The organism is Gorillibacterium sp. sgz306347, from assembly GCF_059735245.1.
The window spans coordinates 1-13007 of sequence record NZ_JCAPET010000076.1 but is presented as its reverse complement, the minus strand read 5'-3'; the positions used below and the strand labels follow the sequence as shown (position 1 = coordinate 13007).

11 protein-coding genes are annotated in these 13007 nt (G+C 58.7%); 10 read left to right on the top strand and 1 reads right to left on the bottom strand.

Annotated elements, in window-relative coordinates:
• Positions 1-378 precede the first annotated feature (378 nt).
• Positions 379-3399 (top strand): response regulator, encoded by a 3021-nt coding sequence (locus tag AC6I6H_RS21950; protein WP_497956668.1) that lies wholly within the window; start codon positions 379-381, stop codon positions 3397-3399.
• A gap of 77 nt (positions 3400-3476) precedes the next feature.
• Here AC6I6H_RS21950 and AC6I6H_RS21945 read toward each other — a convergent pair whose 3' ends face one another.
• Positions 3477-4115, bottom strand: coding sequence for a TetR/AcrR family transcriptional regulator (locus AC6I6H_RS21945; protein WP_497956666.1), 639 nt, complete (start codon positions 4113-4115; stop codon positions 3477-3479).
• A gap of 263 nt (positions 4116-4378) precedes the next feature.
• Here AC6I6H_RS21945 and AC6I6H_RS21940 point away from each other — a divergent pair, with 263 nt between their 5' ends.
• The 9 genes from AC6I6H_RS21940 to AC6I6H_RS21900 all read left to right on the top strand — a co-directional run bounded on the left by AC6I6H_RS21940 (position 4379) and on the right by AC6I6H_RS21900 (position 12577).
• On the top strand, positions 4379-4915 hold the full coding sequence (locus tag AC6I6H_RS21940) for a cysteine hydrolase family protein (RefSeq protein ID WP_497956664.1): 537 nt from the start codon (positions 4379-4381) through the stop codon (positions 4913-4915).
• Positions 4916-4932: 17 nt separating this feature from the next.
• Positions 4933-6372 (top strand): nicotinate phosphoribosyltransferase, encoded by a 1440-nt coding sequence (locus tag AC6I6H_RS21935; RefSeq protein ID WP_497956670.1) that lies wholly within the window; start codon positions 4933-4935, stop codon positions 6370-6372.
• A gap of 246 nt (positions 6373-6618) precedes the next feature.
• Positions 6619-7482 (top strand): hypothetical protein, encoded by an 864-nt coding sequence (locus AC6I6H_RS21930; RefSeq protein WP_497956663.1) that lies wholly within the window; start codon positions 6619-6621, stop codon positions 7480-7482.
• A gap of 57 nt (positions 7483-7539) precedes the next feature.
• Positions 7540-8130 carry a signal peptidase I SipW gene (gene sipW, locus AC6I6H_RS21925; RefSeq protein WP_497956662.1) on the top strand — a complete coding sequence of 197 codons (591 nt, stop codon included), beginning with the start codon at positions 7540-7542 and terminating at the stop codon, positions 8128-8130.
• A gap of 107 nt (positions 8131-8237) precedes the next feature.
• A complete protein-coding gene (locus AC6I6H_RS21920) occupies positions 8238-8744 on the top strand; it encodes a TasA family protein (RefSeq protein WP_497956659.1) in 507 nt (168 codons plus the stop codon).
• Between the two features lie 27 nt (positions 8745-8771).
• Positions 8772-9584, top strand: a complete 813-nt coding sequence (locus AC6I6H_RS21915) for a hypothetical protein (protein WP_497956658.1) — start codon at positions 8772-8774, stop codon at positions 9582-9584.
• Positions 9585-9740: 156 nt separating this feature from the next.
• Positions 9741-10085 carry a helix-turn-helix domain-containing protein gene (locus tag AC6I6H_RS21910; RefSeq protein WP_497956656.1) on the top strand — a complete coding sequence of 115 codons (345 nt, stop codon included), beginning with the start codon at positions 9741-9743 and terminating at the stop codon, positions 10083-10085.
• Positions 10086-10361: 276 nt separating this feature from the next.
• Positions 10362-11270 carry an ABC transporter ATP-binding protein gene (locus AC6I6H_RS21905; protein WP_497956654.1) on the top strand — a complete coding sequence of 303 codons (909 nt, stop codon included), beginning with the start codon at positions 10362-10364 and terminating at the stop codon, positions 11268-11270.
• Positions 11267-12577 (top strand): ABC transporter permease, encoded by a 1311-nt coding sequence (locus tag AC6I6H_RS21900; RefSeq protein ID WP_497956652.1) that lies wholly within the window; start codon positions 11267-11269, stop codon positions 12575-12577. Before AC6I6H_RS21905 ends, AC6I6H_RS21900 begins: the two co-directional genes overlap by 4 nt.
• Positions 12578-13007 lie beyond the last annotated feature (430 nt).

The window sequence follows — 13007 nt, the reverse complement described above, 5'->3', positions numbered from 1 at the left end:
AAATAAGCGCTTCCACAACCGTTAGAAATGGAAACAGGGGTTTTTGGGCGAATAAGCGCTGTGGCAACCGTTAGCCACCGATGCCCTGGCGGGCACCACAGATTATGAAGCCGCGTTATTTTCAGGGTAGAGAACGGCCGCCCGATCCGGCCTAACCCGACCGTGCTGCGTCCGCCGCAAGCCCCGCATCCGCCTCTGGCGGAACGGGGCTTTTTGCCGCTCCGCCGGCCGCTTTTCCTGAACGGAGCGCCTGTTTTTGCCGGTATGGCAAGCTTCTTCCTCCCTCCGAAACTTTCATTCCGGCTCCGAATCGTTTATACTGTTTGGATGATAGTTTTTGAACGATCCGAATCATTACGCCGGGGGAGGACCGCAAAGGTGACGTTTCAAAAAAAGCAGTTTCTTGGCTTCGGAGTGATTCTGCTCTTGATGCTGTTGTTGTTTTCGGTAGTCATTGCCATGCTCAACAGCTTGAAGGGCAACATGGACGAAATCATCGTCGACCGCTTCGGCAAGGTGGACCAAATATCCGAGTTCCGCGCTCTTAACGCTTCCATTGACAGCCAAATGTCCCGTCTGCTCATCGACGACCAGTGGGACGAGGAAGGGCTCCGGACGATTGAAGAAAACCGCACCGCGGCGCTCGCCATAATCGGCTCGCTCGACGAGGTGGTCAACACGCCGGAGGGCAGAACCAATCTTGCGAACGTAAGGGCCGATTTTGACAGCTTTTCCGGGGTGATCGCCCGCTTTGCCGAACGCTACCGGATAGGCGATACCGAGGGCGCCACACAAGCGCTGATCGAGTCCAAAGAAACGGTTATCGGTCATTTGAATGAATCCTCGCAGGCTTTTCTCGAATTCCAGAAAAGTCTGGTGAACGACAGGCGCCAAAACTTTGAAGACAAGCATGTTATGACCGTCTCCATTATTGTCGGGTCGGGCGTTGTGTTCCTCATCCTGGGAATCGCGGCGGCGGTATGGGTTGTGCGGAGCACCACCACGAGTCTTGCCAAGGTCAGCGAAGGCATGCGGAAGCTGGACGTTTCCCGGCCGGGGCCGCTTCCGCGGCTTGCGGTGGAAACGAACGACGAGATCGGCGCGATCGCCACGTCTTTTAACGGGATGGCCGTCGAGCTGGAAAACTTCCGCGACCGGGAAAAAGCCTATAATGCCAAGGTCGAGGAGCAGAACTGGCTGCAGACGCGCATTGCGGACGTGACGACCATGTACCAGGGCATCAACAGCCTCGATGAGCTGGCGGCCCGGTTTATCGGCAAGATCACCCCGATGATCGGGGCCTCCTACGGCGTATTTTATATCGAAAAAGGCTTCTTTCCCCACATCGTTTACAGCAAGCTCGCCGCGTATGCGGCGGACGGAAACGGAGGCGGAAAGGACAGCATCCGGCCCGGCGAAGGACTCGCAGGCCAAAGCGTCCTGGACAAGAAAATTTTACGCCTGGACGGTGTGCCGTCCAATTACATCGCCATCGGGTCTGCGCTGGGCTCGACGCCGGCTACCCATATTTGGGCGGTGCCGGTGCTTTTTGAGGGCCGGGTGGTGGCTGTGCTGGAATTCGCCGGCCTGCAGCCGCTGGGGGCCTTGGAGGAGGAGCTGATCCGCAGCCTGGGCGATACCCTCGGCGTCACCGTCGACAGCATCCGGGGACGGATGGAGGTGGAGCGGCTTCTGCACGAATCCCAGACGATGACGGAGGAGCTGCAAACCCAGTCGGAGGAACTGCAATCGCAGGCGGTCGAGATGCAATCGCAATCCGAGGAGCTTCAGATGCAGTCGGAGGAGCTGCGCATTTCGAACGAGCAGCTGGAGGAACAAAACCGGCTGATTCTCGAACGGGCGCGCGAGGTCGAAGAGATCCGGCGCGAGCTCGAGGAACGCAACGTGGACCTGGAGCAAAGCTCCCGGTACAAATCGGAGTTTCTTGCGAACATGTCGCATGAGCTGCGCACGCCGCTCAACAGCATTCTGATTTTGTCCCAGATGCTGACCGAAAACCGGCGCGGGCATTTGAACGAGGACGAGCAGGAATATTCGCGGGTGATTTACAACTCGGGGAGCGATCTGCTGAACCTGATCAACGACATCCTGGACCTGTCCAAGGTGGAGGCGGGCAAAATCACGCTGGAGCAGCGGGAAGTCCACACGCGCGAGCTTCCGTCGGTCATGAAGTGGAACTTTGAAGCGCAGGCGGCCAAGAAGGGGCTGGAGATCGCGACGGAGATCGGCCCCGATGTGCCCGACATTCTGCACACCGACGAACAGCGGCTGAATCAGATTCTGAAAAACCTGCTTTCCAACGCCATCAAGTTTACCGAGCGGGGCAAAATCAACCTGCGCGTATACCGGCCGAATGCGGAGGAAGTGCGTGCCGCCATGAAGCTGAACGGATCGGAAACGCGGTTTGCGGCCCCGCTGGCAATGCCCAGCCTGGAGGCGGACCCGTTCCGTGAAGGAACCGCCGGCCAGCCGGCTTCCGGGTCGGCGCCGGATTCGGGCTATGCCGACTTTGTGGCGTTTGCCGTCAGCGATACCGGAATCGGGGTTCCGAAGGAAAAGCAGCGGCTGATCTTCGAAGCGTTCCAGCAAGCCGACGGAGCCACCAGCCGCAAGTACGGCGGAACCGGACTCGGCCTGTCGATCAGCCGGGAATTTGCCTCCCTCCTGGGCGGCTGTATCGGCATGGAGAGCGAGGACGGCAAGGGCAGCACGTTTGTGCTGTATTTGCCGGTGCAAGCGCCGTTTGGCGGCACGATTCACGGAGCGGCCCCGGCCGTTGCAGCCGCGGCTGCGGCGGAGCCGGACCGGCGGCTCCTCGACGGAAGCGGGTCCGGGCTGCTTGAAGCGGCAGCCGTTGCGGCCCATGGAACGGGATTGGCGGGCGAGCACACAGCGGAGCAGCGGGACGTTTGCCCGGGAGGCGAGGTGCTCGGCCAGTTGGAGGAGGCGGCCTTGCCGGCCCGGCTGCAGGACGCAGCCGAAGCGCCGCAGAACGCCCTGTTCAAAAACAAGCGGGTTCTGATCGTCGATGACGATGTGCGCAACGTTTTTGCCCTGACGGTGGCGCTTGAAAACCAAGGCATGGAGGTAAGGACCGCCATGAACGGGGTGGAGGCGGTGAGCGAACTGACCGGCGACCCGAACTACGACCTGGTGCTGATGGACATCATGATGCCGGAAATGGACGGCTATGAGACGATGAAGACCATTCGCGGGGAGCTTCAGCTCGGCAAGCTGCCGATCATTGCCCTCACGGCCAAGGCCATGAAGAGCGACCGGGAAAAATGCCTGGAGGCGGGTGCCTCGGATTACATCAGCAAACCGCTGAATCTGGAGCAGCTGTTCTCGCTCATGCGTGTCTGGCTGACCGTTGAGTAATTCGTGACGGAGGCCGGAGCCGAAGGGATGACCTGCCCGCAACAACAAAACCGCTCCCTCGAAACCCGGTTGTCCGGTTATGAGGAGAGCGGTTTTTCCGTTGGGGCCGGCAAGAGGTCCTTTCGTTCCCCCAGCAGGATGTCGACGCATCGTTCGACCAGCCGCGCCGCACGCAGCTGGCGGTCAAGCGCGGTGCCGGGGTGCTCGATGTAGTTCATGATGAGTCCGTGCAGAGTAAACAGGAAAATACGGTATATGGTTTGCTGCGTATCGGCCCGGTTGTTGGGCAGGCAGCGCTGGATGCCGACCAGAAGATGATCGTATACGCAGATCCGAAGCCTTTCGCAATCCTGACGGCGCGTATTGGGGCTCTGCAGCACCGCCGGGCTCTGAAACAGAATCGAAGCCATGAAGCGCTGATAGAGGCAAAGCGCGACGATTTCCTTGCTCATGGATACAAGGCATTCCGCCGGGCTCAGACAGGGGTCCGCGAGGATGCAGCGCAGGGAGAAGTCGAGCTTCTCCAAAGCGGGCACCGCCATCTGGCGCAGCAAATCTTCCTTATCTTTGTAATGCGTATAGATCAGCGTATGGGAGCAGCCCGCTTCTTTGGCGATTTCCCTCATGGTGACCCGGTCAAAGCCGTGATTGGAAAAAAGCTTGGCGGCCGCGTCTTCGATGTTTCTTCTCGTGACAACCCCTTTCGAAACGGACATGTTGCATCAGCTCATTTCCCGTAAAATATCTGTAGCGAATCCTCTTCTTCGCCGGCGGCGGAGCGGTAAACGGCGCTTTTGCATATTAATAGTAGGTTTCGTATAATCATAAGGGTTGAGCAAAAAGGGTGTCAATGAGAATTTTAGCGAATTAATACTTTAACGCAATAAATTTTGCGAATCACCCATACAAAAATCGTTTTCTGCTTCCCTTGCTTGTCTTATTTGGTATTATATAACAAAATTCTGCGGAGGGGAATCGAATGGAAGCTTTGGTTGTCATCGATTATACGGTCGATTTTGTGAACGGCAAGCTGCCGGTCGGGGAACCGGCGGTCGCCATTGAAGACCGGCTGGTCGGACTGGCCGGGGAGTTTGCCGATCGGGGCGATTATGTGGTAATGGCGGTCGATCTGCATGAGGAGAACGACCCGGAGCATCCCGAAACGAAGCTGTTTCCTCCGCACAATATCCGGGGGACGGAGGGGCGGGAGCTTTACGGCCGGCTCCGGGCGTTTTACGAAAGCCGCAAGGACCGGGTTCAGTGGATGAACAAAACCCGCTACAGCGCTTTTTACAAGACCGGCCTGGAGCGGGAGCTGAGGGACCGGGGCATCACGACCGTTCATTTGGCCGGTGTTTGCACGGATATTTGCGTTTTGCATACGGCGGTGGACGCCTATAACAAAGGCTTCCGCATCGTCGTGCATCGCCGGGCGGTGGCAAGCTTCAACCAGCCCGGCCACGAATGGGCGCTCGGGCATTTTCAGGCTTCCCTGGGAGCGGAAGTCGTCGACTGAATTGAAGGAGCGGATGGATCATGCCGGACAGCATGGCTTTGCACACAGACAAGTATCAAATCAACATGCTTTATGCGCATTGGTATAACAAGACGATGGACAAGAAGGCGGTGTTCGATCTTTATTTCCGCAAGCTTCCCTTCGGCAACGGCTTTGCCGTATTCGCCGGACTGGAGCGGGCCATTGAGTACCTGAACGGTCTGCGCTTCGACGAGGAAGCGATCCGCTACTTGGCGGAGCAGGAAGAAAACTACGATCCGCGGTTTTTGGACGAGCTGCGGAATTTCCGCTTTGCCGGCGACCTGTATGCGATGGAGGAGGGGGCTGTCGTATTCGCAGGCGAGCCGCTGCTCCGCGTGGAGGCGCGGGTTTTCGAAGCGCAGCTGATTGAAACGGCGCTGCTGAATTTCATTAACTATCAAACCCTGATCGCGACAAAAGCGGCGCGCATTCGCCAGGTAGCCGGCGGAGACACGCTGCTGGAGTTCGGTTCCCGGCGGGCGCAGGAGATGGATGCCGCGGTTTGGGGCGCCAGAGCGGCTTATCTTGCGGGCTTTGACGGCACCTCCAACATGCTGGCGGGCATGAAATTCGGTATCCCGACCAAGGGAACGCACGCGCATTCCTGGGTGCAGGATCACGACAGTGAAGAAATCGCGTTCGCCCGTTTTGCCGAAGCGATTCCGGATCAGGTGACGCTTCTGGTGGACACCTACGACACCCTGAAGAGCGGCGTCCCGAATGCGATCAAGACGGCGCGTTTGCTGGCGGCGAAAGGCAAGACCCTGAAGGGCATCCGGCTCGACAGCGGAGACTTGGCCTACCTCTCCGTTCAGGCCAGACACCTGCTGGACGAAGCGGGCTTGCCCGATGTGAAAATTACGGCATCCAACGACCTCGACGAAGATACGATCTTCGAGATCAAGGCGCAGGGAGCCCGGATCGACAGCTGGGGCGTCGGCACCCGGCTGATTACCGGAGGGGACCAGCCGGCCCTCGGCGGCGTTTACAAGCTGGTGGCCCGGGAAGTGGACGGCGGCTATATTCCAGCGATCAAGATTTCCGGGAACCCCGAGAAAATCACGACCCCGGGCATCAAAGACGTGTACCGGATCGTCAGCCGGAAGACGGGGAAGGCGGAAGGCGACCTGATCGCGCTCGCCGAAGGCGATGTGCCGGACGGCAATACGATTCACCTGTTCAACCCGACCCATACCTACATTCAGAAAAAGGTAACGGACTACGACGCAATTTCGCTGCTGAAGCCCGTTTTCAAGGCGGGAAGGCAGGTCTATGAGGTTCCGCCGCTGGCGGAAAGCCGCAAGCTTCACGCCGAGCAGCTGAAGCTGTTCTGGCCGCAATATTTGCGCCGGTTGAACCCGGAAATTTATCCGGTTGATCTCAGCCGCAAGGCGTGGGACATGAAAATGGAATTGATCCGGCAGCACATGGAATAACCGCCGGCTGAATAGGCCGCATGACGAGGAGGAGTTTCTCCGGGTTATGCGGCTTTTTTGCGCCGTATTGTTCTTTATAAAGAACGATAACCTATGGCAGGGGAAGGAAAACAAAGGAAACAAGGGGGAAAGCTTGTTTTTCGGGAGAAAACGGGGGGAATTGCGGCTTTATTATTCGTTATATAGAACTATAATGAGATTGTGTTCGTTTTAAAGAACAACATCCTCCGGCAGAGGAGTTTTGCTATGCGGAGAACCCGTGCTTCCCGGATGAAAACAAAAAAACCGGTTCGCAGAGCCCTCAAAGTGGCAGGGGTCTGTTATCTTGCCGCCTGCGGAACGGCTTCTGCAGTGCAGCCTTCCTTTGCGCTGTTCAGCGCGGGGACGGGGCGCTCCGTGGAGGTGTCCACGGCGTTTGTGTTTCCCGCCACTGTAAACGGATTGGCCGAGCAAGCGGAAACGGCCGCAGACCGGCTTTGCGGGCTGCTTCTCGCGGCGGCCCGGGCCGGAAGCGCGGAACGGGCACAGGAGGCGGAGCCGGCCGGCGAACCGGCTGCAGGCCTCGTAGAGGAATCCGCGATAGAGGAAAAGACCGCCGAGCTGGAAAGCCGCCTGGCCGGCGCTTTGACGGAGCTGGCGGCTTACGGGGAGCAGGCGCAGCGACTGGAGGCGGAAGCGGAGGGAACGGACCGCGTGAAGGCGTATGTTTTGACGGCGCTGCAGCGCGCGTCGGCCGCCGCAGCCCGCGTCTCGGACGCCCGGGCGGAAGCTGCCCGGATCGAGGCGGAGCGGGCGAAAGCGGCGGCGCAGGCCAAGGAAGCCGGCCGGCCGGGAGAGGCGACGCCGGAGCCGAACCCGCAGGCGGCTGCGCCGGAGCCGGCGGTTACACCTGCGCCGGAAACTCCGCAGGCGTCCGAAACTCCGCAGGCGCCGGAAACGCCGCGCGCGCAGGAGACCCCGGCTGCGCCTTCCGATTCGCCGGAGCCGGAAACAGCGGCGGCCCCCGCGCCTACTCCGGCCGCTTCGGTTCCACCGGAAGACTCCGCCGTTTCGCCGGCTTCACCGGAAGCCGGCGAAGCGCCGCATCCTTCCGCACCTGACGCCGGATAACACCCGCCCGCCCGCGCCAGCTGTTTGACTCATTTTTTTCTTAAAGGAGACGTTCTTATGCCGCTTCGCAAATGGGCCGGCCGGCTGCTTACCGCCCTGCTCGCCGCCATGTTTCTGTTTCTCCTGTACTGCACCGTTTCGTCCCGGATGACGGGCGGGGCGCCTAACATCATGGGCTACCGGATTCTCAATGTGCTTTCGGGCTCCATGGAGCCGGGGATCAAGACGGGCTCCGTCATCGCCATGAAGCCGGGCGGAGACCCGGCCGGTTACGCCGCAGGCGATGTCATCACGTTCCGTTCCGGCGACGACCCGAATGTCATCATCACCCACCGCATTTCCGAAGTGCTGCGGGAGGATGGCTCCATCCGCTACGTGACGAAAGGCGACAACAATGATGCCGCCGACGCCGTTCTCGTCAGCCCGGACCGGGTGATGGGCAAATACGCGGGCTTTACGGTTCCGTTCGTCGGGTATGCCATCAGCTTTATCCAATCCAAAACGGGAATCGTGGTCGCCGTTATTTTACCGGGCGTGCTGCTGATTCTGTGGCAAATGGCCGCTCTTTTCCGCGCGATTCTCAAGCTGGAGGACAAAGAAAAAAAGGCGGCCGAACCCGCCTCGGAGACGGCGCCCCAGCATTCCTGAACGGCTGGTCACGTTGAATCGCCTTTCCCCGGACCGCCCCCGGGCTGCCGGCGGACAGGATTCAAATAAAAATACGCGTGACGTTCATTTGAAGGAGGAAACGGAACATGGGACTGAAAAAGCAAATCGGGCTGGCAATGGCCACGACGGCGCTCGGAGCGGCGCTTGTAGCAGGCGGCACCTACGCTTTATTCACCGCCGAGACGACAAACGCAGGGAACACGTTTACGGCCGGCAGCATCAAGCTGGTTGATTTGACCGGCGGGAGCCTGACCTCGGACCCGGTCAAATTCGCCAACCTGGCGCCGGGAGACGCGGGCACGGTCAAAATGAAAGTGAAAAACGAAGGCACGCTGGCTGCCTGGGTGCGGATCAATTCGGACGCCTCCAACCAGTCCAAAGCCGGCGCCTTGTTCAGTGGAGCCAATCCGGTCGCGCTGACCTACGACGGCGATGTTGAAAAGCTAGCCCCAGGGGCCACCGCCGAGTTCGAGGTCCATTACGCCTTCCCGGCTGCGGCGGGGAACGAATATCAGGCCGCCGGCGGCACGTTTGCCGTAACCGTGCAGGCCGTCCAGGTCAAAAACAACGAAGGCACCGTCGTTTGGAACTAATGCCGCGGCCGGCCTAGGAGGAGAACCATGAAAAAGAAAACAATGCTGATTGGCGCGGCGGCGGGAATGCTCGCCGTGGCCCTGACCGTGGGCGGCGCGACGTATGCCTATTTCACCGGTTCCGTCGTGAACGGACCGAACACTGTGCAGGCGGGGACACTGACCCTGGACAGCCACCGCCACGATCTGCCCATCGAAGGGCCCCTGTTCTATACGAACGACAGCGACGCGGGCCGGATGGGAACCGGCTTTTGGGCTCCCAAGGACGTCCATACGCGGGCGCTCCTGATCCGCAACACGGGAACGCTGGACGCAAAGCTTACCCAAGTGCAGGCCATTCCCGAAGCGGCATCCGATCCGGGCGCAAATGCCGCATTCTCCCGGCAGGCCATGGTGACGGTGGCGGCGCTCACGGTACCCGGCAACCGCGCGCTGGACGCAACCGCGCTCGATCTGGTGAACCGCGAGATCGACGAGGAATTCAAGGACCTGCTGGCCGGCAACTGGCTGGAACGGCTGGGCGCCCGGACGCTGCAGGAAGGCTTTGCCTACATCCGCGAGGAGCTGCTTGACGCCACGTTCCGCGTCAACAGCAACGGTGAAAGCGTCAACGTCGGCGTATCGGACATCTATGTCGGCACGCTGGGCGAGCTCGTCGCAGCGGGCGGCGCTCCCGCAGCCCTGCCGAATGTAATCCTGCCGGCGGGAAAAACGCTGCAGCTCGCTTATACCGTAGCGCTTCTCGACGATGCCGGCCAAACGTTCGACAATAACGAAGTGCAGGGCAAATCCGTGGCGTTCACCTTCAAGAACCGGTTTGAGCAGCTGAAAAACAACTAATCGCTTATAGCGGCTTGGAACACGCGGAGAACCGTCTCCCTGTTCCAGGCCGTTTGCCGTCTTTTGGCTTTCGGCCGGGTGCGGGATAAGTTTCCTTTTGCTATAATGAGGGGGAATGACGCCTGGCCAATTCTAGCAACGGCAAGGAGAATCGAAGTGATCGGTAAACGTGTGCAGCAGCTTCGCCTGCAAAAAGGGCTCACCCTGTCCGAGCTGGCGGAGCGGGCGGGAGTGGCGAAATCGTATCTCAGCACCATGGAGCGGGACATTCAATCGAATCCCTCCATTCAATTTCTCGACAAAATCGCCTCCGTTCTCGGAGTTTCCGTACAGGATCTGCTTCATCCATCCGCCTCGGAGCCGGAGGAAGAGCCGGAGACCATTCTGGACGAAGGCTGGCAGGCGCTCGTCCGCGAAGCGATGGAGTCGGGCGTGAGCAAAGAAGAATTCCGCGAGTTTTTGGCGTTTTCCAGGTGGAAGAGCCAAAAGGATAAAGCGTAAACGACGACATGGAGCCGGTGCTTCCAGACTGCTGTCCTGTTTTCCGGCCGCACTTCATGCTGCAAAATAACAAGCCTGTTTCCGCACCCGAGCCGGGAGCGCGGGGCGGGTTTGTTTTATTTTCAGAAAAAAGCTTGACGAATCGGGAAATGTGTTATACTGTTTATATCAACATACACACGAAAACAATGAGCTTGAGCAAAAGAAACCTTTTTCCCGTTTATCCCGTATGGAAGAAGGTACGTTCAAGCCGACGACCAAAAAGGGAGTGAAAGAATGAGCGTTCTTCGCTTGGAAGGGATCACGAAACGCTACGGGGAAAAAACCGCCGTAAACGGCATCTCGCTGTCGGTGGACCGGGGAGAAATCTTCGGGCTGCTGGGAGGCAACGGCGCCGGCAAAACGACGACGATGCGCATGGTATTGGGACTGATTTATCCGGATTCAGGGACCATTCAGTACATGGGGAAAAGATATTCCGAAGAACTCCTCGGCCGAATGGGTTATCTTCCGGAGGAGCGCGGGTTGTATCCGAAGATCAAGGTCAGCGACCAGCTTTTATATCTGGCGGAGCTTAAGGGCATGAAGCGCGCCGACGCGGACATCGCGCTCCGCAAATGGCTGGACCGGTTCGGCGTGCCGGAGTATTACAACAAGAAGATGGAAGAGCTCTCCAAGGGCAATCAGCAAAAGATCGGATTTATCGCCGCCGTCCTACATAACCCGGATATTCTGATTCTCGACGAAGCCTTCAGCGGGCTTGACCCCGTTAACGTCGAGCTGCTGAAAACCACCGTCCGCGAGCTGCGCGACGAAGGCAAAACGATTTTGTTCTCCAGCCACCGGATGGACCACGTGGAGGAGCTGTGCCGCAACATTTGCATTTTGCACCGTTCCGAAACCGTCTTGAAAGGAAGCCTGCGCGAGATCAAAAATTCGTATCCGAAAGAGCGCGTGCTGCTCGATACGGCGGCGCCCGTCCAAGGGCTCGACCGGATTCCCGGCGTGACGGCCGTGCAGCCGTCGGCTTCAAACGAGAACGGCTATGAGCTTCGCATTTCCGACCTGTCCGCGGCCCGCGCGGCTCTTGAAACCGCGATGGCGCAAACCGAAGTGACCCGGTTCCAGATCATGGAGCCGACGCTGACCGAAATCTTTATCAAGAAAGTGGGGGATGGGGAATGAGAGGGTTTCTTGCCGTCCTGAAATTTACGTTTCTCAACCGGCTGCGCACCAAGTCGTTTATGGTCACGACCATCCTGTTTGCCCTTCTGATCGGCATCGGGGTGAACATCCCGAATATGATCAGCTCGTTCTCCTCGTCGGACAAAGCCGAGCAGATCGGGATGTTTGCAAGCGACGCTTCCACCTCCGCTCTTATCGATTATTTCGGGCAGCAGGAGAATCCCGAAGTGGAGATCGTCTCCTTCGAGGATCAAGGCTCGCCGGAGAAGAACGAAGTCTACGCCCGCGAGATGGTCAAGAACAAGACCGTCAAGGCGGCGCTGTTGGCCGATGCCGACAGTCCGGAAGGAACATTTCCCTCCTATCACTACTTGTCCCGCGGAAGCATAATGGAATTCGGCGGCGAAGAAACCGTTGCCTCGGCGCTTAACAGGGTGAAAATGGATGCAACGATCAAGCAGCTCAATCTGTCCGCCGAAGAAGTGAACGAGCTTTACAAGCCGGTTGATGTCAGCCGCGTTCAGGTGACCTCGGGCACGGAAACGGCCGGCGGGGACGGGACGGGCGCTGCGGACAAATCGCCTGCGGAGCAAGTGCTGTCCTACATCCTGGTTTATGCTCTGATGATTCTGCTCTTCATGTGCATGACCATGTACGGCAATATGACCGCTTCGGAGATCACGGCCGAGAAGAGCAACCGGGTCATGGAGGTGCTGATCACCAGCGTTTCGCCGGTCAAGCAAATGTTCGGCAAGGTAGTGGCGATGTTCCTGCTCGCCCTGACGCAGATCGCCATCTTCCTGCTGGCGGCCGTCGCCGGTCTGATGGTTCCGGGCAACAGCGACTTTCTTGCTTCGCAGGACCTGAGCCTGAGCGCCATCCCGCCGATGCTGATCGTGTACTTTATCCTGTTCTTCCTGCTCGGCTTCCTTCTGTACGTGATTCTGTTCGCCGCAACCGGCTCGCTGGTCAGCCGGACGGAGGAGCTGGGGCAAGCCATTATGCCGGTCACCGTCATTTCGCTTGCCGCGTTCTACATCGGCCTTTACGGCATCAATATGCCGAACGGGGCGTTTATCCGGATCATGTCGTTCATTCCGTTCTTCACCCCGAACGTCATGTTCCTGCGGATCGGCATGAGCGGCGTGCCGGCCTGGGAAATCTGGCTGTCGATCGCCATCCTGGTCGCGTCCATCCTGCTGCTGGGCTGGCTGGCCGCCAAGATCTACCGCACCGGCGTGCTGATGTACGGCAAGCGCCCGTCCCTCAAGGAAGTGCGCAAAGCGATGAAGGCGTTCAAGGCCTGATGGCGGCCCTACGCTGAGATAACCGTTGATGTCGAGACAAACGAAATCCCTGGATTCATCGAAACGGTGATGAGTTCAGGGATTTTCTGTTCAGGGTTACGTGCTGCTAAATCGTCCAATCGCGAATCGTGATATTAACCGATGGCTCGCCATCTTCTTCGTGTTCTGTATAGCTACCGTCCTATCAATACCTGTCGTTTGCCTCACTCACCCCTCCTTTATTTCCGCTTTCATGGCTGAAAGTTGACCGTGGCGGGGCACAAACCAACGATGAACAGGGAAAAGAGGCAAATAGGTGCACGGCGACATTTATTTCCGTGGTTTCTCGTTCCGATCGCGAAATAAATCCCCACACGCACTTATTTTTGCGTAAACAGGCGATAAACGCAGTAGACTTGCAAAGAAGTTAACATGGGGTAAAATGCCAAAA